23 protein-coding genes are annotated in these 23,255 nt (G+C 71.2%); 16 read left to right on the forward strand and 7 right to left on the reverse strand.

The window, feature by feature from the left end:
* On the forward strand, positions 1-234 hold a 234-nt coding region (locus VFV89_RS21255; protein WP_329707981.1), incomplete at its 5' end, for a HisA/HisF-related TIM barrel protein.
* A gap of 159 nt (positions 235-393) precedes the next feature.
* Entirely contained in the window at positions 394-3,321 is a 2,928-nt protein-coding gene (locus VFV89_RS21260; protein ID WP_329707982.1) for an immune inhibitor A domain-containing protein, read from the forward strand.
* Between the two features lie 68 nt (positions 3,322-3,389).
* Here VFV89_RS21260 and VFV89_RS21265 read toward each other — a convergent pair whose 3' ends face one another.
* The 3 genes from VFV89_RS21265 to VFV89_RS21275 are packed head-to-tail and all read right to left on the reverse strand — an operon-like array spanning position 3,390 to position 6,277.
* On the reverse strand, positions 3,390-4,610 hold the full coding sequence (locus VFV89_RS21265; RefSeq protein ID WP_329707983.1) for a phosphotransferase: 1,221 nt from the start codon (positions 4,608-4,610) through the stop codon (positions 3,390-3,392).
* 57 nt (positions 4,611-4,667) lie between these two features.
* Positions 4,668-5,327, reverse strand: coding sequence for a response regulator transcription factor (locus tag VFV89_RS21270; protein ID WP_329707984.1), 660 nt, complete (start codon positions 5,325-5,327; stop codon positions 4,668-4,670).
* Positions 5,324-6,277, reverse strand: coding sequence for a HAMP domain-containing sensor histidine kinase (locus tag VFV89_RS21275; protein WP_329707985.1), 954 nt, complete (start codon positions 6,275-6,277; stop codon positions 5,324-5,326). The genes VFV89_RS21270 and VFV89_RS21275 overlap by 4 nt, the downstream gene beginning before the upstream one ends.
* A 148-nt stretch (positions 6,278-6,425) precedes the next feature.
* Here VFV89_RS21275 and VFV89_RS21280 point away from each other — a divergent pair, with 148 nt between their 5' ends.
* The 4 genes from VFV89_RS21280 to VFV89_RS21295 all read left to right on the forward strand — a co-directional run bounded on the left by VFV89_RS21280 (position 6,426) and on the right by VFV89_RS21295 (position 11,487).
* Positions 6,426-6,947 (forward strand): SPFH domain-containing protein, encoded by a 522-nt coding sequence (locus tag VFV89_RS21280; protein WP_329707986.1) that lies wholly within the window; start codon positions 6,426-6,428, stop codon positions 6,945-6,947.
* Entirely contained in the window at positions 6,934-8,274 is a 1,341-nt protein-coding gene (locus VFV89_RS21285; RefSeq protein WP_329707987.1) for an ArsB/NhaD family transporter, read from the forward strand. The genes VFV89_RS21280 and VFV89_RS21285 overlap by 14 nt, the downstream gene beginning before the upstream one ends.
* 753 nt (positions 8,275-9,027) lie before the next feature.
* On the forward strand, positions 9,028-11,175 hold the full coding sequence (locus tag VFV89_RS21290; protein WP_329707988.1) for an MMPL family transporter: 2,148 nt from the start codon (positions 9,028-9,030) through the stop codon (positions 11,173-11,175).
* Positions 11,176-11,298: 123 nt separating this feature from the next.
* Entirely contained in the window at positions 11,299-11,487 is a 189-nt protein-coding gene (locus VFV89_RS21295) for a hypothetical protein (protein WP_329707989.1), read from the forward strand.
* A gap of 185 nt (positions 11,488-11,672) precedes the next feature.
* Here the strand turns inward: VFV89_RS21295 and VFV89_RS21300 are convergent, their stop codons facing one another.
* A complete protein-coding gene (locus tag VFV89_RS21300; protein WP_329707990.1) occupies positions 11,673-12,674 on the reverse strand; it encodes an asparaginase in 1,002 nt (333 codons plus the stop codon).
* A gap of 27 nt (positions 12,675-12,701) precedes the next feature.
* Between VFV89_RS21300 and VFV89_RS21305 the strand changes: the two genes are divergently transcribed.
* Positions 12,702-13,532, forward strand: a complete 831-nt coding sequence (locus VFV89_RS21305; RefSeq protein ID WP_329707991.1) for a class I SAM-dependent methyltransferase — start codon at positions 12,702-12,704, stop codon at positions 13,530-13,532.
* Here the strand turns inward: VFV89_RS21305 and VFV89_RS21310 are convergent.
* Together VFV89_RS21310 and VFV89_RS21315 are read right to left on the reverse strand one after the other, a co-directional pair.
* The gene (locus VFV89_RS21310; protein ID WP_329707992.1) at positions 13,507-14,148 is read right to left on the reverse strand and encodes a LysE family translocator; all 642 of its coding nucleotides are present in this window, start codon (positions 14,146-14,148) and stop codon (positions 13,507-13,509) included. The two genes, VFV89_RS21305 and VFV89_RS21310, sit on opposite strands and share 26 nt — an antisense overlap.
* 9 nt (positions 14,149-14,157) lie before the next feature.
* Positions 14,158-14,796, reverse strand: a complete 639-nt coding sequence (locus VFV89_RS21315) for a TIGR03085 family metal-binding protein (RefSeq protein WP_329707993.1) — start codon at positions 14,794-14,796, stop codon at positions 14,158-14,160.
* 118 nt (positions 14,797-14,914) lie between these two features.
* Between VFV89_RS21315 and VFV89_RS21320 the strand changes: the two genes are divergently transcribed.
* Genes VFV89_RS21320 through VFV89_RS21350 form a run of 7 tightly spaced genes read left to right on the forward strand, consistent with a single transcriptional unit; the run spans position 14,915 to position 21,273 of the window.
* Positions 14,915-16,792 carry an ABC transporter ATP-binding protein gene (locus VFV89_RS21320; protein WP_329707994.1) on the forward strand — a complete coding sequence of 626 codons (1,878 nt, stop codon included), beginning with the start codon at positions 14,915-14,917 and terminating at the stop codon, positions 16,790-16,792.
* A complete protein-coding gene (locus VFV89_RS21325; RefSeq protein WP_329707995.1) occupies positions 16,789-18,603 on the forward strand; it encodes an ABC transporter ATP-binding protein in 1,815 nt (604 codons plus the stop codon). Before VFV89_RS21320 ends, VFV89_RS21325 begins: the two co-directional genes overlap by 4 nt.
* Before the next feature lie 57 nt (positions 18,604-18,660).
* Positions 18,661-19,650 (forward strand): PQQ-binding-like beta-propeller repeat protein, encoded by a 990-nt coding sequence (locus VFV89_RS21330; RefSeq protein WP_329707996.1) that lies wholly within the window; start codon positions 18,661-18,663, stop codon positions 19,648-19,650.
* 38 nt (positions 19,651-19,688) lie between these two features.
* Positions 19,689-20,045 carry a phosphoribosyl-AMP cyclohydrolase gene (hisI, locus tag VFV89_RS21335; RefSeq protein WP_329707997.1) on the forward strand — a complete coding sequence of 119 codons (357 nt, stop codon included), beginning with the start codon at positions 19,689-19,691 and terminating at the stop codon, positions 20,043-20,045.
* A 4-nt stretch (positions 20,046-20,049) separates the two neighbouring features.
* Positions 20,050-20,622, forward strand: coding sequence for a Trp biosynthesis-associated membrane protein (locus VFV89_RS21340; RefSeq protein ID WP_329707998.1), 573 nt, complete (start codon positions 20,050-20,052; stop codon positions 20,620-20,622).
* Positions 20,623-20,644: 22 nt separating this feature from the next.
* A complete protein-coding gene (locus VFV89_RS21345) occupies positions 20,645-20,839 on the forward strand; it encodes an HGxxPAAW family protein (protein WP_329707999.1) in 195 nt (64 codons plus the stop codon).
* Between the two features lie 59 nt (positions 20,840-20,898).
* Entirely contained in the window at positions 20,899-21,273 is a 375-nt protein-coding gene (locus VFV89_RS21350) for a DUF2752 domain-containing protein (protein WP_329708000.1), read from the forward strand.
* Positions 21,274-21,276: 3 nt separating this feature from the next.
* Here the strand turns inward: VFV89_RS21350 and VFV89_RS21355 are convergent, their stop codons facing one another.
* Positions 21,277-21,579 (reverse strand): DUF4190 domain-containing protein, encoded by a 303-nt coding sequence (locus VFV89_RS21355; RefSeq protein WP_329708001.1) that lies wholly within the window; start codon positions 21,577-21,579, stop codon positions 21,277-21,279.
* 117 nt (positions 21,580-21,696) lie between these two features.
* Between VFV89_RS21355 and trpC the strand changes: the two genes are divergently transcribed.
* Together trpC and VFV89_RS21365 are read left to right on the forward strand one after the other, a co-directional pair.
* Positions 21,697-22,491 carry an indole-3-glycerol phosphate synthase TrpC gene (gene trpC, locus VFV89_RS21360; protein ID WP_329708002.1) on the forward strand — a complete coding sequence of 265 codons (795 nt, stop codon included), beginning with the start codon at positions 21,697-21,699 and terminating at the stop codon, positions 22,489-22,491.
* Positions 22,488-23,255 (forward strand): pyridoxal-phosphate dependent enzyme (locus VFV89_RS21365; RefSeq protein ID WP_329708003.1); only part of this gene is annotated, 768 nt, incomplete at its 3' end. The genes trpC and VFV89_RS21365, both read left to right, overlap by 4 nt.

Below are 23,255 nucleotides of genomic sequence, written 5' to 3' on the forward strand. Positions count from 1 at the left end.
ATGGACGCCGACGGCACCCAGGACGGCTTCGACCTCGAGCTGATCCACGCCGTACGCCGCGAGGTCACCATCCCGGTCATCGCCTCCGGTGGCGCGGGCCGGGTCGAGCACTTCGCGCCGGCCGTCGTTGCCGGTGCGGACGCCGTGCTGGCCGCCACGGTGTTCCACTTCGGGACGCTGCGGATCCGCGAGGTGAAGGAGTCCCTCGCGGCCGAGGGCCACTCGGTGCGCTGACCCCGAGGGGTGAACCTGCGCAATTTCTGCATTTCCACCCCCCGTTGCCCTTGACAACCATCCGCGTGGCAACAGAGGCTGCGGCGGGCCCGGTATTTCGACGGCGAAACATGCCGTCGGTCCGGGCTCGTCCATCCCTCGTCACTTCTCGGAGGAACTTTGACACGCCATCTCACGGCGGTCGCCGGCCTCGCCTGCGCCGCCACCGTGACCGCGACCCTCGCGCTCACCGCCACGAGCGTCCCAGGAGCCGCGGCCGCGGACCCCGACGCGTCACCGGCGGCCGGCGGACCGCGCTTCGACAAGCCGGACAACCGCCCCGACGAGCAGTCGCGGCACCAGACGGCGCTGCGTCGCGAGGCCGTCCAGCAGCTCGTCAACGGCAAGGCGAAGACGGTCGGCAAGGGCCAGGACCGCACGATCGAGCTGGCCAGCGGCGACCACGTGGAGTACCCCACGGAGCAGACAGCCCAGCTGCTGACGTTCCTGGTGGAGTTCGGCGACGCCGACTACGGCCACGCCTACACCGGCAACACCGCTGGGCCGCTGCACAACGCGATCCCGGAGCCGGACGCCAACGACAACTCGACGTACTGGCAGCCCGACTTCAGCCGCGAGCACTTCATGGACATGTTCTTCAACGGCCTGCCCGACCAGGGCAACGAGTCGTTCAAGGCCGACTACAAGGAGATGTCGAGCGGTCGCTTCGACCTCGAGGGCGACGTCTCCGACTGGGTCAAGGTGCCGAACGCCGCGTCCTACTACCAGTCCGCGGACGGCACCGGCGACGAGGACGGCGTCTCGATGAAGGCGTTCCTCCAGGACGCCGCCGACGCGTGGGACACCGCCCAGCACGACGCGGGCAAGTCCGACCAAGACATCGAGGACTACCTCGCGAGCTTCGACGTCTGGGACAGGTTCGACTACGACAACGACGGCAACTACAACGAGCCGGACGGCTACATCGACCACTTCCAGGCGGTGCACGCAGGTGAGGACGAGTCGGCGGGTGCCCCGATCTGGTCGATCTGGGCGCACCGCTCCGCGACCAACACCAACGGCAAGGTCGGCCCCGACTTCAACAAGAACGGCGGCATCGAGATCGGCAACACCGGCTACTGGATCCGGGACTACACCGTGGAGCCGGAGAACGGCGGCGTCGGGGTCTTCGCCCACGAGTTCGCCCACGACCTCGGCCTGCCGGACTACTACGACACGCAGGGCGGGGACAACAGCACCGGCTTCTGGACGCTGATGAGCCGCGGCTCCTGGATGGGCCATGGGCAGGACAGCATCGGCACCACGCCCAACCACATGGGCGCCCCCGACAAGCTGTTCCTCGGCTGGTACGGCAACGACGACATCGCCAAGGTCGACGGCACCGCCTCGGCCAGGACGGTGGACCTCGGCCCGGCCTACCACTCCACCGACGTGGGCAAGCAGGCCGTGGAGGTCCAGCTCCCGCAGGGACACCGGACCGTCGACGTCGTCGCACCCGACCAGGGGACGCACTACTTCTACTCCGGCACCAGCAACGACCGGACCGCGACGGCGACCAGCCCCGAGTCCTACACGGTGGACGCGGGCGACCCGACCCTCACCGCCCGGGTCAGCTACTCCACCGAGGACGACTGGGACTACGCCTACCTCAAGGTCTCCAACGACGACGGGGTGAGCTGGGACTACGTCGACACCAACCTCTCGACCGACACCGACCCGAACACCAACAACCTCGGGCACGGCATCACCGGCTGCTCGGGCACTCGTGACGACGACGGCGTCTGTGACATGACCTGGACCGACCTCGAGGCCGACCTGAGCGCCTACGCCGGCCAGGACATCAAGATCCAGTTCGAGATGGTCAACGACGCGGCGTACCACGAGCTCGGCTTCTCGGTGGACAGCATCGCGCTCGGTGGCAGCACGGTCACCGACGTCGAGGACGGCGGGGCCGGCTGGGTGCTGCGGGGCTTCCGGGTGATGGACGGCCCGAGCTACGAGGCGGTCTACGACCGGTTCTACATCGCCGAGAACAAGCAGCCCCTGGGCTACGAGAAGACCCTGGTCCAGGGTCCGTACAGCTTCGACTACCCGAACACGGCGCCCAACAAGGTGGACCACTTCCCCTACCAGGACGGTCTACTGGTCTGGTACGTCGACGGGTTCTACGAGGACAACGACGTGAGCACCCACCCCGGTGAGGGCTACGCGCTGCCCGTGGACGCCACGCCGGCCTACGTCCGGTGGAGCAACGGCAACGCCGCGAGCGGTGACCTCAACGCGCGCGACGCCACGTTCGACGTGGACACGCTGGACGCGCTGCACCTGACCAGCGAGGCCGGTGGTGGGCGGACCTTCGACGTCCCCGCCCGCCCGAGCGTGGCTGTCTTCGACGACACCAACGTCAACGGCTACTGGGACAGCACCACTGCCCGGTCGTCGTGGTACTCGGTCAAGGTCGCCGGGGTCGGCTCGATGATCCAGGTGCTCTCCTCCGACGAGAACACCGGCCACATGGTGGTCAAGGCCGGCAAGGCGTTCCTGCTGCTGACCTCCCAGGTCGCGATCACGGGCACGCCGACGGTCGGCCAGACGCTGACCGCGGTGGCGCCGACCTTCTACCAGTCCGGCGTCACGGTCGGGTACCAGTGGCAGGTCGGCGGTCAACCGGTCGCAGGCGCCACCGGCTCGACGTACGTCGTCAGGCCGGCCGACGCCGGCAAGGCGATCACCGTCGTGGCCACCGGCACCAAGGCCGGCTACGACTCGGTCAGCAGCACGTCGGCTGCGGCGGGCACGTCACAGTCGGCGCGCGTCGACCTGGCCGTCAAGGCGCCGAAGAAGGTCAAGGTCGGCCACCGGGCCAAGATCAAGGTGACGCTCACCGCTGCGGGCGCCACCCCGACCGGGAAGGTCGTGGTGAAGCTCGGCAAGCGCGCGGTGACCGGCACGGTGGTCAACGGCAAGGTGAAGGTGAAGCTGCCCAAGCAGTCGAGGCCCGGCATGCAGAAGGTGAAGGTGAAGTACCTCCCCGACGCCGGCTTCGCGGCGGCGAAGGCGACGGTGAAGATCCGCTTCGTCCGCTGACGCGCTGAGCACGCCCGGGGCCCGGCAGGCAGTGCCTGCTGGGCCCCGGTGATCAGCTCGAGTGAGCATCACAGCTTGCTTCCGGATCTCCTGGCCAGCTCGGCGGCCCGGTGCAGCCACTCTGCGGGGTCGGCGCGGTGGTAGGGGTGCTCGGAGGGCTCGATACGGTCGAGGAACCCCTGGTAGACCACCGCCTGCCTCGCCGCGGCGATCGGTTCGAGGATCTCGGCGGCTCGGGTCGGCTCGGACCCGGGGATCGCCTGGCGCCAGCTCAGCGCCCAATGGCTCCTGACCGGCGCAACCGACTCGGCCGGGATCCGGTCAACGAACGCGGACATGTCCAGAAGGGGGTGTCCGACACCGCAGTCACCCCAGTCCAGCAGGACGATCGAGTCCTCGTTCCCGCGCGCGTTGCCGGGGGCGAAGTCGCCGTGCACCAGGGAGTCGGGGAGCCCGCACTCCGCCAAGGAGGCGAACCGTCGGGGCAGCTCTTCGAGCAGATCGGTGAGCGCGCCCCGATCCTCCGTGACCAGTTCCGGCCACGTCCTCCGCATGACCGACTCGATGGCCACCGTCAGCGCATCGCCGCGCCAGTCCGGCAACCCCAGCGCGAGCAGCTCATCCTCGCGACCGCGCCATTCCGCCTGGAGGCTCACCAGCATCGACACCAGCGTGAGCAGCGTGGGCGGCTGGGCGCCGTACAGGTCCTCGCCGGGGATCTCAGGCATCAGCACCCTGCCCGCCTGGTGTGCCAACAGCTGCGGAACAGGCCCGCCGTGGAGCCGGCTGATGACGGCCCCCTCGTGGGCGAAGAACGGTGGCACGCACTTCAACCAGACCGATCCTCCCTCGACCGGGATCCGCCACAGGCTGGAGAGGTTCCAGGTCCGCACCTGCTGGGGACGGCCCGTGCGCACGATCCCCTGGTCCTCCAGCGCCGCCTCGGCCCACGCCAGCTCCCTGCTCGGTCCACCAGGCTCGGCGTAGGGCAGGCGGAGTGGGTGCGGTTCCAGCACCCCCGGCCAGCCTGAGAGCGGCAGGCCGCCGGCTCTGGCTCCGTCGACCTGGGCCAGATAGGTCACCGCGCCACCCGGCGGCGCCGGCAGGCTCGCGTCCAGGATTCGCAGGATCGTGACGTCCACACCATGGTCGTCACGGGCCTGAGCGACGAGATCCTGTGCCTCCTGCCACCACGGCAGCGACGCCTGGAACGGCGGTAACTGGCCCAGCACCTCGCCCGCGGGAGTGCACAGGACCAGCGTCACGACGCGCGGTGGCGGCGAATGCATGATCCAGTGTCGCGCGCCGAGAACACGTGGGCGACGAGCCCCGCGAGGTCATTGAAGTCAGGGTTCGATGAGCCCGGCGCGGATGGCGTAGCGAGTCAGTTGGGTTCGGTCGCGCATGTCGAGCTTGGCAAGGATGTTGGCGCGGTGCCTCTCGACCGTCTTGATCGAGATCGTGAGTGCCCGGGCGATCTCTTTGGAGGAGAGTCCCTCGGCGATCAGCTTGAGCACCTCGTCCTCGCGCTCGGTCAGGACCTGGGCCGGCACGCGGTCGCCGCGGCGCAGCCGATCGAGGTAGTCGCGGATAAGCGCGCTCATGGCTCCGGGGTAGACGAACGCCTCTCCGCGGAGTGCAGCGCGGCATGCGGACACGAGATCCTCGTCGGCGACCGACTTGAGGACGTAGCCGCAGGCGCCGACCTTCAGCGACTCGAAGAAGTACTGCTCGTTGTCGTGCATCGAGAGCATGAGGATCTTCGGCGGCTCGCCGCGGCCCCGTCGGCGGCCGATCTCCCGAGCGGCCTGGAGCCCGGTCATGCGAGGCATCGCGATGTCGAGGACCACCAGGTCGACCTGCGAGGTGCGGGCGGCCTCGACCGCCTCGGCGCCGTCGCCGGCCTCGGCGACGACGGTGAGGTCCGGTTCCTGCTCCAGGATCAGGCGTACGCCGCGGCGCACCAGGGCGTGGTCGTCGGCCAGCAGCAGCCTGGCCCGCGTCACCGCTGGTCTCCGAGGCAGGGGACCGCCAGCCGCACCGTCGTCCCCTTCAGCGGGGTGCTCGCGATCTGCAGATCGCCGCCGACGAGCCGGCTGCGCTCGTGCATCCCGCGGACGCCGGCGCCGAAGCGGGTGGTGTCGAAGCCGACGCCGTCATCGGTGACCTCGAGCACCACGTGGCTGCCGACACGGACCAGGGACAGCGTGACCCGCTCCGCGCCCGAGTGGCGCACGGTGTTGGTCAGTGCCTCCTGGGCCACGCGGTAGATGACCAGCTCCGTGTCCTGAAGGAGGCCTGGCAGCCCCGGCGCGATCACACGTTGCACCGCGGCCGGGTGGTGTCGTGCGAAGTCGTTGGTCAACGCGGCCAGGGCACTGGTCAGCCCGAGGTCCTCCAGGACGCCGGGGCGCAGCCGTCGGGCCACCCGTCGTACGTCGTCGAGCCCGTTGCGGGCGCTCTCGCGGAGCAACGCGACCTCGTGGCGCTGTTCGTCGGGGATGACACCCTCGAGCTGCTTGAGCCCCAGCAGGACCACGGTCAGGTGCTGACCCACCTCGTCGTGGAGCTCCTGGGCGATGCGGTGCCGCTCGGCCTCCTGGGCCGCGAGCGCCTTCGCGTTGCTGGCGCTCTGCTCCTCCTCCAGCCGATGGAGCATCGTGTTGAAGCCTTCGACCAGGCGGCGGCCCGGTCCCGATCTGGGGACCGGGATCCTGGCCCGGCGGTCCGTGGGATCCACGTCGGCCATGGCTCGGAGGACCCGATCGACGGGCGCCAGGCTCGAGCGCAGCAGCAGCGCGTTGGTGAGCAGGATCGCCGCCAGACCAAGGGCCAGGACGAGGACCTCGGAGGCCACGGTCCGGCGGCTCACGCTGACCGGGCCGAGCACGAGGGCCAGCAGCGCCAGGCACAGCACGGCGCCGTTGATCGCCACGACCTTCCAGTACAACCTCACGCTCTCAGCCTCTCCGAGAGGCCAAGGGGAACCAAGGATCCTGCGCCGCATCCGGAACAGATGGGTGGAAGCACCCATTCAGCCAGCCGCCCTCCTCGCGAAGACTGGAGCCGAGCCAAGTGCAAGCGGCAGGGAGGGTGCGATGAGGATGGCGACGACCATCGGCCTCGCGATGGCCGTGCCTGTCGCCTGCTGGCTCGCCACGAGCATGCGCCGCGTGCCGGCGGGACGGCGCCTGGTGGTGACCCGTCGCGGCGTGGTGCACCGGGTCCACGAGGCGGGGCTCGCCGTGTGGGCTCCACTCGTGGACCGGTGCCAGGTCGAGCTCTCAGAGCCGCACGAGGTGCCGTTGCTGGTGCGTGCGACGACCCTCGACGGTGTCCGAGTCCTGGTCCTGGCCGAGGCAACGGTCTCCCTGCCCGCCCCCGAACCCGGCACGGCGTACGCCGATCCGTGGGTCCCGGCTGAGGGGGCGGCGCAGGCGACCATCGCGCGGGTGGTGGCCACCTGGTCGGCGAGCGAGCTGGCCACGTCGGCCGTGGCTGGGCAGCGGTCGGTGCGTCACGCGGTGTCAGCGGCCGTCGACGAGCACCGGGTGACGCTGCTCGACCTCTGGCTGGTGGAGGTCGATCTCCAGCTGGACGACCTGCTCGACAGTGGACCTGCGTGACCTGACGGTCGTGCGAGCCTTCGAGGCCGCGGCCACCGACCACCGCCTGGTGGTGGCCGCGGTGGCGATCTTCGCGGTGACCTACGCCTTCATCGCCACCGAGAAGGTGCACCGGGTCGCGGCTGCCCTCGGGGGTGTGGCCGCGATGACCGTGATCGGGCTCGTGGACGCCGACAGTGCGTTCTTCGATCGGGAGACCGGCGTCGACTGGAACGTGATCTTCCTGCTGTTCGGGATGATGGTGATCGTCGGGATCCTCAAGCACACAGGGCTGTTCGAGGCCCTCGCGCTCTGGGCCGCGAGGACCTCACGGGGCGATCCGCGTCGGCTGCTCGCCCTCACGGTGCTCGTCACTGCCGTGCCTTCGCCGATCCTCGACAACGTCACGACGGTGTTGCTGGTGACCCCGGTGATCCTCCAGGTCTGCGCCCGCCTCGGGCTCGCTCCGGCGCCGTACCTGATGACGGTGGTGTTCGCGGCCAACATCGGCGGCATGGCGACGCTGATCGGCGACCCTCCGAACATCATCATTGCGAGCCGGGGCGACCTGACCTTCAACGACTTCCTGGTGCACTCGCTGCCGATCACCGTGGTGCTCATCGCCGGGCTGATGCTGCTCTGCCGGTTCCTGTTCCGCCGCGAGCTCGACGAGCCGACGTACAACGACGTCGCCGACATCCGGCCCGCCGTGGCCATCACGGACGCACCGCGGTTGGTGAGGTGCCTGGTCGTGCTCGCTGTGGTGATGGTTGCCTTCAGCCTGCACCACACGCTGCACTTCGACCCGTCCATCGTTGCGATGCTCGGGGCAGGCGCGATGGTCGTCGTCTCGGGCGCCACGCCCGAGGAGTTCCTGGCGGAGATCGAGTGGACGACCCTCGCGTTCTTCATGGCCCTTTTCGTGCTGGTCGGCGCCCTGGTCGAGGTTGGTGTGATCGGAGACCTCGGAGCGATGGCTGCTGACGCCATGGGTGAGCACGAGCTGCTCGCCTCCACGGTCCTGCTGTTCGGCTCCGCGGTGGTCGGCGGCTTCGTCGACAACATCCCTTACACCGCCGCCACCGTCCCGATCGTCGACGACCTCGTCGCCGCCTCACCCAACGACGGGTCGGGCAGCCCTCTGTGGTGGTCCTTCGTGCTCGGAGCCGACCTCGGCGGCAACACCACTGCGGTCGCTGCCGGCGCGAACGTCGTGGTCCTGGGTCTGGCCGCCCGCGCCGGCCACCCGATCAGCTTCTGGACGTTCACCCGCTACGGAATGCTGGTCACCGCCTCGTCCCTCGCCGTGGCCTGGGTCTACGTATGGCTCCGCTACTTCGTCCTCTGATGCAGGTCAGAGCGGCAGAGCCCGCGTTCGGCCACTCGATGAACACGACCAGGCAGCTCGCCCGGCGGCCACGGTCGGGCTCCGCCCGCACGGCGGCCATGACCGGGCGGTGGACGAAGGCTTAGGCGGCCTGGAACCCGTCGCCGATCGGCGAGAGGAGTACGGCCTGCCCTTGGCCACCCAGGACGCCGAGATGCGGTGCATATCCGCCGGACCCGGCTTTGCCGAGGTTCTCCGGCACCAGGTGCCGAATTCCCTCCGCAAACCCAGCGATCGTTGACGGCGAGACGCGATCCGGTAGGCGCGTGGGTGGGCGGCCGCGCGCGTAGCACGCCGCAACCCGCCCTCAAGGATGCCTTCGGCACCGCTGCGCGGCGCCTGCGGCGTCCTTGACCGCGGGTCCCGAGCGGCGCGCTTGGGGGCGCGCAAGGGCGGAGCAAGCTCCGCCCCGCATGCGCGGCCGCCCGGGGCGTGTTCCGGCTTTGCCGAGGTTCTCGGGCACCAGGTGCCGATTTCCCTCCACAATCCCCATCAGCGGGGTCGGCGAGACGCGATCCGGTAGGCGCGCGGGCATCCACGGATCCGTCACAAGAGCCCCATTTGCGGGGAAGGCCCTCGGGAAGGCGTAGGGAAGGTCGGCGGAAGTTGCCGCTCCTAGCGTCGTGGCCTCTCGACACCAAGCGTCGCCGCTCGGCGACTCCCAGGATCCGCATCCACCAGGTCACCCGACCCCCCGAACAACGGAGCAACATCATGACCATCCTCACTGCACCGGACGAGGCCCCGCCGTCGACGTCACGCCACGGGCTGCTCGGACGACTTGGAACGTGGGTCATCGACCATCGCCGTGTGGTGACTGCACTGTGGCTGCTGGTCGTCATCGGGCTCGGCGCCTTCGCCCCAGGCGTCGAGCGCAGTCTGTCCGGTGCGGGTTGGCAGGCCGACCACTCCGAGTCCATCGCGGTCAGGAAGCTGGTGCAGCAGCACTTCGACGGCCGGGGCAGCTATGCGATCCAGGTCGTCGTCCACAGCACCGGAGCCCCGCTGACCGAGGGCGAAGGGCCACAGGTCATCGCCCGGGTCGGCCAGCTGCTCGACCGGGAGTCTCGCCTGACCGAGGTCGTGCAACCGGTGCCCGGGGTCAGCGTCTCCGCGGACGGGCGCACCGCGATCCTGCTCGCAGGCTCGCGGGCCGACAGCAACGAGATGGTCAGGGTTGCTGATGACCTGAAGCAGCCTCTTCATGACCTGTCGACCGGGACCGTCCAGGTGAACCCCACCGGAGCGCCCGTCCTTTGGTCGGACTTCAACGAGGCGAACCTGCACGCCATGCTCGGCTCGGAGCTCAGGTCCTGGCCGGTGACCATGCTGATCCTGGTGATCGCGTTCGGGGCGTTGGTCTCGGCCGGCCTCCCGCTCGTACTCACCCTGGCGGGACTGACCGCGTCGGCCGGCTCGCTCGTCCTCCTCACGCAGTTCTCACCCATCTCGGTCTGGGCCATGAACTTCGCGATGATGTTCTCCCTGGCCCTCGGCGTCGACTACGCGCTCTTCCTGGTCGTCCGGTACCGAGCGGCACGACAGCAGGCGAGTGCCCGCGCTGCCATCGCCGAGACGATGAACACCGCCGGGAAGGCGGTGCTGCTGTCCGGGGTCACGATGCTGGTTTCGCTGTCGGCGGTCCTCCTGGTGCCCTCGCCGTCCTTCCGCTCGGCTGCCGGGGGGATCATGCTGTCGGTCGCATTCGTCCTCGCCGCCACGCTGACCCTCCTTCCGTTGGCGCTGTTCACCCTGGACGCGAAGCTCAACCGGTTCGCCCTTCCCTGGGTCCGGCCAGGAACGGCGCAGTCGCGACATTTCGCGGCCTGGGGAGAACGGCTCTGGCGTCGACCGGTGGTCTGGGGGCTCGCGTCCGTGGTGGTGCTGCTCGCGTTCGCTGCTCCGGTGCTCGGGCTCCGTACGGCGATGCCGTCGGTCGACGTGCTTCCGGAAGACTCCTCCGCGCGAGCGGGGTACGTCGAGGCCACGGACGCGTTCGGCGTCGGCGCGCCTGGCGTGCTCCAGGTCGTGGTCGACCGCGATGACACTGCGGGGGCCCTCGAGGCGCTGAGCGACGACCGCGACGTCGCCGGCGTGCTCCCGCCCGAGCCGGCCGCGGACGGAAGTCCTCGTCAACTCCTCCAGGTCATCCCCATCCTCGGGCCCTCCGATCCGGCGCTCGCCGAGACCATCGCCCGCCTTCGCTCGGTGCTCCCGGACTCCGCGCTCCTCGGAGGCGCATCGGCAGAGAACACCGACCTGAAGGCACAGCTGGATCGCTCGACCCCGTGGGTCGTCGGGGTGATCCTGGTGCTCGGCTTCCTCCTGCTCCTGGTCGCACTGCAGGCGCCGCTGGTCGCCCTCCTCGGGACCGTCGTGAGCCTGCTGTCCACGGCCGCGGCCTTCGGGCTCGCCAAGCTGGTCTTCCAGGACGGGCACAGCTCCGGACTGCTCGGCTTCTCCAGCCAAGGCTTCGTCGACGCGTGGGCCCCGGTGTTCTTCTTCGCGATGATCTTCGCCATCGCCATGGACTACACGGTCTTCCTGCTCGCCGCCGCCAAGGAACAGTGGGAGCTGACCAGCGACCCGCGCCAAGCCATGGTCGGCGCGCTGTCCCGGTCGGGCCGGGTGATCTTCGCGGCTGGCGGGGTCATGGTCGCGGTGTTCTTCACCTTCGCACTCTCCGGACAGCTGCCCCCCAAGGAGATGGGCACGATCCTCGGCCTGGCCGTGCTCCTGGACGCGTTCCTCGTCCGGTTGACCCTCCTACCCGTGCTGCTGCGGCTGTCCGGCCGTGCGGCCTGGTACGCGCCCACCTGGCTGACGCGGATCCTCCCGAGGATCACCTTCTCGCACGGGTGACCCGGCGCTTCGAGGGCGGCGGGTCGCGCCCTGCTCGACCGACACCGCCCCGAGCCCTCCGGAAGCTCCGCGTTCGCGCGCACAGCTCAGACACGTGACAAGCAACAGAGAGGAGTAGCACCCATGAACAACATGGCTCCCGATCTCAGCGGACTCGTTCCCTGCATGATCGTCGTCATCGCCGTTGCCGTGGCAGGCGCCGTCGTGTCCCTCGCGATCGTCGCTCAGGCTGCGGCCACGCTCGTGCTGGCCCAACGCCGCACCCGCGCCTCGCGGCCCGACCACGTCCTGGCGCAGGGTCATCTCGTCTGACGCGCGTCTCTCAGGTCCGGGCACCAGCGAGCGGTGATGGGATCGGCGCGATCTTGCACCCAGCCGACGGCGGTGAGTTGCACGCTCCCTGTGGCGATGAGCACGATTCGGGGCTGTCTCAGCACCCGACGCATCCCGCACAAGCACGCCCGGATGATCCTCGAGGCCCCACCCGGCGTCGACATCTACGCCGGCATCCGCATCGAGCTCGCCTGAGCGAAGGTCTCGGCGAGCCGAACCCGATCGGTGCTGCAGGCCAGGGCGCCGATGAGCAGCACGCGCGCCTTGGCCGGGCCGAGGAACCCCGACCAGAGCAGCCCCTTGCCGAGCAGGTCGGTCTCCGAGCCCGGGGAGCGGTACGTCGAGCTCAGGATGCTGCCCGCGCCGACCCGGCTCGCGAGCACGACGGGCAGCTCGCCGGCCAGCGCGCCGAGCGGTTCGGCGAGGGGCCTGGGGACGTGTCCACCACCGAGCGCCGCGACGACGAGCCCGTCGGCGACCGCCGCGAGGGCACCGACCACGGCGGAGTCCTCGTCGAGGCCCACGGTCAGCACCGGTACCCGCGCGGTCAGCGGACCCGTCGGCCGGAGCGTGAGCCGGTGCGACGCGGGCCGGTGCAGCAGCTCCGGGCGACCCTCGATCACCACTCCCAGCGGGCCGGTGTCGGGTGAGCCGAACCCGTGTGGCCGCGTCGTGTGCACCTTCCGCACCCACCGCGCGGAGTGCACCTCGTCCGCCAGCACGACCAGCGCCCCCAGGTCGCGGAACGCAGGGTCTGCCGCGACCGACACCGCGGCGAGCAGGTTCGCCGGCCCGTCGGCGCCGGCCAGCGTCGGGTTGCGCATCGCGCCGGTGAGCACGACGGGCTCGGGGCGGTCCCACAGCAGGTCGAGCAGGTACGCCGACTCCTCAAGCGTGTCGGTGCCCTGCACGACCACGACGGCGTCCGCCGTGCCCGCCTCGCAGGACCACCTCGCCTCCTGCGCCAGCCGGGTGAGCTGGTCGAAGGTGAGCGAGGCGCTCGGCACCGGCGCGGCCGCGGCACGCACGTCCAGAGTCACAGCGAGCCGGTCCAGGCCCGGCACGCCGGCCAGCAGTGCGTCACCGCCCAGCCTCACCGCCTCGCCGTCACGCGCGCCGGCGTATCCGATGGTCCCGCCGAGGAAGTGGATCTCGATCGTGGTCACGGGACCCAGCCTCTAACGTGTCGCAGCGTGGACGACTACCGCTCCCTCAACCGGGCCAACTGGGACGAGCGCGCGCCCGCTCATGCCGCGTCGCCGGACTACGCCCTCGACAGGTTCCGCGAGGATCCCGAGCACATCTCCGGCGTCGTCCGGTTCGACCTCCCACTGCTCGGCGACGTCAGCGGCCTGCGCGGGGTGCACCTGCAGTGCCACATCGGCACCGACACCATCTCCCTGGCTCGGCTGGGCGCGCGGATGACCGGGCTCGACTTCAGCCCGGCCGCGGTCGAGCAGGCGACGCTGCTCAGCGACGAGCTCGGGGCCGGCGTCGACTTCGTCGAGGCCGACGTCTACGACGCGGCTGACGTCTTGCCGAACGAGGAGTTCGACCTGGTCTTCACCGGCATCGGGGCGCTGTGCTGGCTGCCCAGCGTGAGCCGGTGGGCGGAGGTGGTGCAGCGGCTGCTCAAGCCGGGCGGCCGGCTGTTCATCCGCGAGGGCCACCCGATGATGTGGGCGCTGGCCGACCCGCTGCCCGAGGGACGGCTCGAGCTGTTCTTCCCCTACTTCGAACGGGAGGAGCCGATGGTGTGGGACGACGACACGACCTATGTCGAGACCGACCACGTCTTCGAGCACACGGTGACCCACGAGTGGAACCACGGCCTCGGCGAGATCGTCACCGCCCTGCTCGACCAAGGGCTCGTGCTGGAGACGCTGGTCGAGCACGACAGCGTGCCGTGGGATGCGTTCCCCGGGTGGTCCGAAGAGCTGCCGGGCGGCGAGCACCGGCTCGCGGACCGCCCTTGGCGGCTGCCGCACAGCTACACGATCAGCGCGAGGAAGCCGCGACCCTGAGGCCGAGACCGACCAGGACGGTGCCACTGACCGCCTCGAGCCGGCGGCGGACCGTCGAGCGGCGGAACCACGCGCCGGCGCGGGCCACGAGGGCCGCGAGCGTCAGGTAGAAGCAGAGCTCGATGCAGACCTGGACGACGGCGAGCCACGCGGTGGTCGCGAACAGCGGCGCGGTCGACGGCACGAACTGCGGGTAGAAGGCGATCATGAACACCGCCGCCTTGGGGTTGGCGAGCTGGACGACCAGCCCCTCGCCGAACGCCTTGAGCGCACCCGGGCCGCTGTCCACCACCGGCATCTCGGCGTGCGCGGCGCCCCTGCGCTCCCGCCAGGCGGCCAGCCAGGCCCGGACGCCGAGGTAGACCAGCACGCACGCGCCGACGACCTTCAGCGCCCAGTACGCCGCCTCGGAGGCGGCCACCAGCGCGGCGAAGCCGGCCGCGGCGGCCAGCGCCCAGAGGTAGAGCCCCAGCTCGAGGCCGAGGACGAGCGGGACGGCGGTGCGCATGCCGTGCAGCGCGGTGCGGCGCAGGATCAGCGCCATCGCCGGTCCCGGCGAGGCCGAGATCAGCAGGACGGCGACGACGAACGCCGGCAGCGAGACGGACAGGTGCACCCGTAGAGGTTAGAAGCCGCGGTGGGTCCCGCGCAGCCGGGCCACCGCGTCGGGCGGGCCGTCGAAGGTCACGTCGCGGAGCTGGTCGCGGCCGAAGAAGAACAGCACCAGCTCCGAGGGCTTCCCGGTCACGACCACGGGAGCCGAACCACGGCGGACGGTGGCCTCCTGGCCGGGCCGGTCGCCGCGGCGTACGACGATCGGCACGCCGGCCTTGCGGGCAGACAGCCTGGCCGAGCCCGGCAGCAGCTTCCAGAGCTCGTCCTCGTCTCCCGCCGGCAGGTCGCGCGGCTCCCAGCCCGGCTGGGCGCGGCGCAAGTCCTCGTGGTGGACGAAGTACTCCAGGGTGTTGGCGAGCCGCTCGACGCCGGGCAGCCGGTACGGCGTCAGCGGCCGCTCACGCAGCCGCCCGACCATCTCGGGGAACGGCCGGCGCGCGCTGTGCTCCATGGCCCGCTCGGTCACCCCCTCGAGAGGCGCGATGGCGATGCCGGCGGCCGGTCCCCACCAGCCCCGCTCGCGGACCAGTAGGTGCGCGACCAGGTCGCGCGCGTCCCATCCTCCACAGAGCGTGGGCGCCTCGGGCCCGACCGACAGGGCGGTGTCGCAGAGTGCGTCGCGCTCGCGGCGTACCAGGGGCAGGGTCACGTTGCTGAACGGTAACGGGCGGCCAATGGGTTGGGTCGATGTCCCCGCCCGGGAATAGCCTGCCCGGACGCCCCGGTTACCCGGGGGTCGGCAGACATACAGGGAGAGCGTGGTCAGGGTGAGCGAGACGAGTGCCCTCTCGCCCGCCAACCGGGCCGCCACCACCCTCGAGGGCTTCAAGGTCATCTGGGTCGCGATCAAGCGCGAGCCGTGGGTGTTCACGCTCTCCACCATCGGCAGCCTCCTGTTCGGCCTGCTGACCGTGGCCGACGCCTGGGTGCTCGGCTGGTCGACCGAGCACGTCCTGCTGCCGGCGTCTCGGACCGGCCACATCGACAGCACGCTCCTCGTCGCGGTGCTGGCGCTGTTCCTGGGCGTCGCGCTGCTGCGCGCGGTCGGCATCGTGGCCCGGCGGCTCGGCGCCGGCATCATGCAATACCGCATGCAGGCGCACAGCCGGCGCGCGGTCACCCGGCAATACCTCTCCCTGCCGATGGAATGGCACCAGAAGCACCCCACCGGCGAGCTGCTCTCCAACGCCAACTCCGACGTCGAGGCGGCGTGGGGGCCGATCGCGCCGCTGCCGATGGCCGTCGGCACCGTCGCGATGATGGTGATCGCGGTCGTCCAGATGTTCCTCGCCGACGTCGTGCTGGCGCTCGTGGGACTGCTCGTCTTCCCCGCGGTGATCGCCGCCAACCTCGCCTACCAGCGCTACGCCTCGCCGCTCATGACCCGCGCCCAGGAGCTGCGTGCCGAGGTCAGCGAGATCGCCCACGAGAGCTTCGACGGCGCCATGGTGGTCAAGACGCTCGGCCGCGAGGGCGAGGAGACCGCCCGGTTCGCCGCCAAGGTGCGCGAGCTGCGCGACGTCAACACCCGCGCCGGTCGCATCCGCGCGGCGTTCGACCCCACTCTGGCCGCGCTGCCCAACCTCGGCGTGCTGGTCGTCCTGGCCGTCGGCGTGAGCCGGGTGGTCAACGGGTCCACGGTGGCCGGCGACGTCGTCACGGTCGCCTACCTGCTCACGATCGTCTCCTTCCCGATCCGCTCGATCGGCTGGCTGCTGGGGGAGTTCCCGCGCAGCGTGGTCGGCTTCCGCCGGGTGAGCCGGGTGCTCGCCGCCACCGGCGAGATGCCGTACGGCGACGCGCCCGCCCCGGACGGCGCGCACGGCGCCCGGCTGACGGTCGAGCACCTGGCCTACTCCTACGTGCCCGGGCAGCGGCTTCTCGACGACGTCGAGTTCACCGTCGAGCCGGGGCGCACGGTCGCGGTCGTGGGTGCCACCGCCTCCGGCAAGAGCACGCTCACCTCGCTTGTCACCAGGCTGGTCGACCCCGACCGGGGCCGGATCACGATCGACGGCGTCGACCTGCGAGACCTCGCCCCCGGCGAGCTGGCCCGCATCTCGGCGGTCGTCGCCCAGACCGCGTTCCTGTTCGACGACTCCGTCCGCGGCAACGTCACGCTGGATGCACAGGAGGGGGCCGGCGACTTCTCCGACGAGCAGGTGTGGGCCGCGCTCCGCGCGGCCCAGGCGGACGGCTTCGTGGCCGCCCTGCCCCACGGGCTCGACACCCGGCTGGGCGAGCGCGGCACGTCGCTGTCCGGTGGGCAACGACAGCGGATCTCGCTGGCCCGCGCCCTGGTGCGCCGGCCCCGGCTGCTGGTGCTCGACGACGCGACCTCCGCCGTCGACCCCGAGGTCGAGGCGCGGATCCTGGCCGCCCTGCGTGACGGCCGGGACGGCGGTGAGGGCGGCGCCTCGCTCGTGGTGGTCGCCTACCGCAAGGCGACGATCGCGCTGGCCGACGAGGTGGTGCACCTCGACGACGGCCGGATCGCCGACCGGGGCACGCACGCCGAGCTGCTGGCCCGCTCGCCGTCGTACGCCCGGCTGGTCAACGCCTACGAGCACGGCGACCACCCGGAGTGCGACCCCGCTGACATCGACGGTGACGTCGACGAGCTGACAGCCGAGGGCTCACGGTGACCGGGCTCGTGGACGGCACCGTCCTCGACTCCGGCGAGGAGATGGCCGCGCTCGAGACCATCCGTCGCGGCGTGGCGATCAGCCCGGAGCTCAAGGAGGGCGTGGGTGGCACGCTGGCGCTGGCCGCGGTGGCGTCCGTCGGCCAGGTGATCGTGCCGATCACGGTCCAGCAGACCCTCGACCACGGCCTCGGCGCCGAGGGCGGACCCAACCTCTCCTTCACGGTGCTGATGGGAGTGCTGGCCGCGATGGCGATCGCGGTCACCAGCTTCTCCTCCTACCTCATGACCAAGCGGCTGTTCACGACCTCCGAGCGCGGGCTGGCCACCCTCCGCATCAAGGCGTTCCGCCACGTCCACGAGCTGCCCGTGCTCACCCAGAACACCGAGCGCCGCGGCGCGCTGGTCTCCCGGGTGACCAGCGACGTCGACCAGGTCAGCCAGTTCCTGGTCTTCGGCGGGCTGCTGTTCATCGTGAGCATCGGCCAGGTCGTGATCGCGACCATCGTGATGGTCTTCTACAGCTGGCAGCTGGCCCTCGTGGTGTGGGTGGCCTTCGCCCCGCTGTTCCTCTCGATCCGATGGTTCCAGCGCAAGCTCTCGGCCGCCTACGGCGTGGTGCGGCGCCAGATGGGCGCCATGCTGGCGGCCGTGTCCGAGCCGGTGGTCGGGGCCGCGGTCGTGCGCTCCTACGCCGTCGAGGGCCGCACCCAGGCCCGCATCGACGACGCGATCGAGCAGTTCAAGGAGGCGTCGACGACCGCCCAGAAGTACACCGTCGTGTCGTTCTCGCTCGGCGGCATCTCGGCCGGCCTGGCCAACGCCGGCGTGATCATCGTCGGCGTCTGGCTCCTGCCCGGGTTCGGGCTCAGCACCGGCGATATGACCGTCGGCACGGTGCTGGCCTTCGCCTTCCTGGTCACGCTGTTCGTCGGCCCCGTGCAGATGGGCACCCAGATCCTCACCGACGCCCAGAACGCCATCGCCGGGTGGCGCCGAGTCATCGGGATCCTCGAGACGCCGGCCGACCTGGTCGACCCCGGCACCGACGGAGAGATCCTGCCGCGCGGACCGATCGACGTGCGGTTCGACCACGTCTCGTTCGCCTACCCCGGCGGCCCGCTGGTGCTGCACGACATCGACCTGCACATCGACTCCGGCCGTCGGGTCGCCGTCGTCGGCGAGACCGGCTCGGGCAAGTCCACGGTGGCCAAGCTCCTCACCCGCCTGATGGACCCCGTCGAGGGCGCCGTCCTCCTCGACGGCGTCGACCTGCGCACGATCGCGGAGTCGTCGCTGCGCCGCAGCGTCGTGCTGGTCCCGCAGGAGGGCTTCCTGTTCGACGACACGATCGCCGCCAACGTCCGCTACGGCAAGCTCGACGCGACCGACGACGAGATCCACGCCAGTGCCGCCGAGCTCGGGCTGGCCGACTGGCTGACGGCCCTGCCGGCCGGCCTCGAGACCAGGGTCGGCCAGCGGGGCGAGTCGCTGTCGGCGGGGGAGCGGCAGCTGGTGGCCCTGCTCCGGGCGCACCTCGCCGACCCCGACCTGCTGGTCCTCGACGAGGCCACCAGTGCCGTCGACCCCCAGCTCGAGATGCGGATCGGCCGGGCCCTGGAGCGGCTGATGTCGGGACGCACGTCGGTCACCATCGCCCACCGGCTCTCCACCGCCGAGTCGGCCGACGAGGTCGTGGTCGTCGACCGCGGCCGGATCGTGCAGCGCGGTCCGCACCACGAGCTGGTCTGCCAGCCCGACAGCGTCTACGCCGGCCTCTACGCCTCCTGGGTGGCCCAGCAGGGCCGCTGACCGGACTTCATCATCGTGGCGGATGCCGCGACCGGCCCGGGCCGGGAGCATGTCGGCATGAAGCGCCGCACCGCGCAGGTAAGCCTCGTGGTGGTCGCGGTGTGCGTCCTGGTCGCGGGGTGCGGTGGCGACTCGGACTCGACCACGACCGTCGGCACGCCGAGCCCCGAGCGCTCGACCGCGTCGACCGGCACCCGCCCGGTCGACGACATCCTGGTCCAGAGGTACGACGTCGCGCAGGGACCCGACTGGATGGCCGTCGACGACCGCGGGCTGTGGGTCATGCGCGACCTGGGATCGACCCTGTTGATCGACCCGGCGTCCGGGTCCATCGTCAGCGAGGTGGACACCGGGAAGTACGAGCTCCCGCTCTGCCAGGGCATCGGCGCCGGCTACGGCGTCGTCTACCTCTGCCGGGGCACCGACCTGCTCCGCATCGACGAGGCGACGCTGAAGGTCGTGGACCGGGTCAAGCTGCACAAGGAGTACGCGCAGGGCCACATCCCGGCGGCGTTCGGGCGGTTCTGGGTGCTGGAGGGCGACGGCAGCACGCTGACCGGGCTCGACCCCGCCACCGGCAGGGTCGTCAGCCGGTTCGCGCTGCCGGCGCGCGGTTGGGACCTGGCGGCCGGTCCGGACGCACTGTGGGTGGCCTGCAAGATCGACGGCCAGGTGTTGAAGATCGACCCGGACACCGGCGAGGTCCTGATCACAGCGGAGATGCCCAACCCGGAGTACGTCACGGTCGCGGACCAGGTCTGGGTGGCCGGCTCCTCCCAGACCTACCAGGTCGACAAGGACTCCGGTGCGGTGCTTGCGACGTTCGACGTCGGGGCGGAGCCGGTCGGCGACCTCGTGTCGGACGACCGCTACGTCTGGGTCCGCAACGCCGACGACTTCCTGGTCCAGATCGCCCAGTCGACCGGCGGGGTCGTGAGGTACGTCTCCGACCTCACGGTCGGCGGCTCCCTCGGCGTGGCCGGCGGCGATCTGTGGCTGGCCGCGGACGACGAGTCGACGCTGATGCGCCTGCGCCCCGATCCCTGACCCGCGCGCCTGCACACCCACCGGGGAGAATGGGCCGGGTGAGCACCCTCGACCCTGCGATCGCGGCCCGGCTGAAGCGCTCGGCGGACGGGCTGGTGCCGGCCGTCGTGCAGCAGCACGGCACCGGGGAGGTGCTGATGCTCGGCTGGATGGACGACGAGGCGCTGGCGCGGACGCTGACCTCTGGGCGCGCGACGTATTGGAGCCGGAGCCGCCAGGAGTACTGGGTCAAGGGCGAGACCTCCGGCAACCGGCAGTGGGTGCGCGGGGTCCGGCTGGACTGCGACGGCGACGCGCTGCTGGTCACCGTCGAGCAGGAGGGTCCGGCCTGTCACACCGGTGACCGAACCTGCTTCGACGCCGATGTGCTGCTGGCGGAAGGCGCCGATGGCTGACCGGATGACTGGCCGTCGCGGCTTCGGCGCGGTCGTCGGCGCCGGGCTCGCCTCGGCGGTGCTGGCCGCGGTGGCCGGCCGGCAACCCTGGGCGCACGGCAGCGCGCCCGGTGGCCTCGGCGAGCTCTCCGCGACCGTCGAGGCCGGCAAGGTGCCCGCGGCCGGCGCGTTGTCGCTCGTGGTGCTGGCTTGTTGGGGCGTGCTGCTCGTGACCCGCGGTGTCGTCCGCCGGGTGGTCGCCGTGGTCGGCGTGCTCGCCTCGCTCGGGCTGGCTCTCGCGGTCGTGGTCGGCCACTCGACCGCGCCGGACCGCGTGCGTGACGCCTACCGGGAGCTGGGCGTCGACCGGCCCGACGTCAGCCTGAGCGGCTGGTACTGGGTGGCCGTCGTGGCGACCCTCCTGACCCTGGTCACCACCGTGGCGGCGGTGCGGCTGGTGCCGACCTGGCCCGAGATGGGCCGCAAGTACGACGCGCCCGTCGACTCAGCCTCCCCGTCGACCGGCCAGCCGCCGGGGGAGCGGGACAACCTCGACCTCTGGAAGGCGATGGACGAGGGTCGCGATCCGACGGCCTAGCCACCCCCCTAGACTGCGGCGCATGGCAGCACACCACGGGAACACGCCCGCCGCCTGGACCGCCGTGGTCGTCGGCCTGATCGGCTTCACCGTGGGTGGCGTCGGCCTGATGCTCGACCCGGTCAGCTACCCCGTCTTCTGGGTGGGCGTGGCGATCGTCGTGGCCGCCGCGATCGTGTTCGTGGTGATGGACCGGATGGGGCTGGGCGACCACTGACCGCGCTGGCTGCCCCTCCGGCACCGCCCGCCACCCGCGGGCGCCGGATGGTGGCGCCCGTGGCCACCATCGGCGGCCTGGCACTGGCCACCCTGGCCCTGCACCTGCGCGACCCGCACCAGGACGGCAGCTGGGGGTTCTGCCCGCTCCACGCCTCCACCGGGCTCTACTGCCCGGGTTGCGGGGGCCTGCGTGCGGTCAACGACCTCACCAACGGCGAGGTGGGGGCCGCGCTGTCCAGCAACCTGCTCGTGACCCTGGGCATCCCGGTGGCCGTCGTCCTGCTGGCGGTCTGGGGACTCGACCGCTGGACCGGGCACAGTCGTCTTCCGGTGGGCAGGCGGTGGACCCAGGTCGCCGTCGCCCTGGTGGGGCTGTTCGCCGTGTTCACGGTGGTGCGCAACCTGCCGTTCGGCGCCTGGCTCGCGCCCTGAGCGTCAGCTCCCGGCGCGGATGGCGATGTTGATGATGATGCCGACCACCGACAGCACGGTGCCGATGATCCCGCAGATGTAGCCAGCGTTGACCAGGCCCTGGCCGCCGATCGTCCCGCCGGAGGCGGCGATCTCCTTCCTGGCGGTGTTGCCGAGGATGATCGCCGGGATCCCCGTGAACAGGCCGCAGCACGGGATGCTGAGGATGCCGAGCACCAGGATCAGCGTCGCCCGCGGGTGGTTGGCCGGAGCCGCGGCGTACGGCGGCGGCGGGGGCGGCGGGGGCGGCGGGCTGTCGTAGCTCATGCGGCTGGCTCCTTGGAGTCGGTCCGGGTTCGTCTCGGGGACCCTACCGTCGAGTCACCTGTGCAAACCCCAATGACAGACTTGTTCCGATCGACGCCCGTCGGAGGAGGTGACCGCATGCCCGTGCCCAGCGATGTGCTGAGCGAGATCGTCGCGGGCGTCCGGACCGACCTCGAACGACGCCGGGCCGCGACCACCGAGGCCGACCTGCGCGCCGCGCTCGCCGACGCAGACCCGGTGCGCGACCCGATGCCGCACCTGCGTGGCGCGGGCTCGAGCGTGATCGCCGAGGTCAAGCGGCGCAGCCCGAGCAAGGGCGACCTCGCGGAGATCGCCGACCCGGCGGCGCTCGCCCGTCACTACGCCGTGGGCGGGGCCGCCGCGATCAGCGTGCTCACCGAGTCGCGCCGGTTCGGGGGCAGCCTCGACGACCTGCGCGCCGTCCGGGCCGCCGTCGACACGCCGCTGCTCCGCAAGGACTTCATGGTCGAGCCCTACCAGGTGCTCGAGGCCCGGGCCGCCGGGGCCGACCTGGTCCTCCTCATCGTGGCCGCGCTCGACGACGACACCCTCCACCGGCTGCACGACCTGGCGGGCGAGCTCGGCATGGCCACGCTCGTCGAGGTCCACGACGAGGCCGAGACCGCCCGGGCGGTCGACCTCGGCGCGGAGCTGGTGGGCGTCAACGCCCGCAACCTCAAGACGCTCGCCGTCGACCAGGACGCTTTCGGCCGGCTGGCGCCCCTCGTCCCGGACGATCGTGTCAAGGTGGCCGAGTCAGGCATCGTCGGGCCGGTGGACGTCAAGCGCTACGTCGCCGAGGGCGCCCGGGCCGTCCTCGTGGGAGAGGCGCTGGTCAAGGACGGCGACCCCGAGGCCGCGGTCCGGGCGATGACTGGGATCACCGCATGAGCGTCCAGGGGACCGAGTACGACGCCGACGAGCGCGGCTGGTTCGGCGACTTCGGTGGCCGGTTCATGCCCGAGGCGCTGGTCGCGGCCCTCGACGAGCTGACGGCCGCGTGGCAGGAGGCCATGGTCGACCCGGCGTTCGTGGCCGACTTCGACACGATCCTGCGCGACTACGCCGGGGTGCCGAGCCTGCTCTACGACGCGACCAGGCTGAGCGAGCACGTCGGCGGGGCCCGGATCCTGCTCAAGCGCGAGGACCTCAACCACACCGGCGCCCACAAGATCCGCAACGTGCTCGGGCAGGCCCTGCTCACCAAGCGGATGGGCAAGTCCCGGGTGATCGCCGAGACCGGCGCCGGTCAGCACGGCGTCGCCAGCGCGACCGCCGCGGCCTACTTCGGCCTCGACTGCACCGTCTACATGGGCGCCGTCGACACCCGTCGCCAGGCGCTCAACGTCGCGCGGATGAACCTCCTCGGGGCCAGGGTGGTCCCGGTCGACTCCGGCTCGGCCACCCTCAAGGACGCCATCAACGAGGCGCTGCGCGACTGGGTCGCCACGGTCGTGGGCACGCACTACTGCATCGGCTCGGTGGTCGGCCCGCACCCGTACCCGTGGATGGTGCGCGAGTTCCAGCGCGTCGTGGGTGACGAAGCGCGCGAGCAGTGCCGGGCGATGCTCGGCGGCGCCGACCCCGATCTCGTGGTGGCGTGCGTCGGCGGCGGCTCCAACGCGATGGGCACCTTCGCCGGCTTCGTCGACACC

The sequence above is a fragment of the Nocardioides sp. genome, assembly GCF_036274455.1.
GTDB lineage: Bacteria > Actinomycetota > Actinomycetes > Propionibacteriales > Nocardioidaceae > Nocardioides.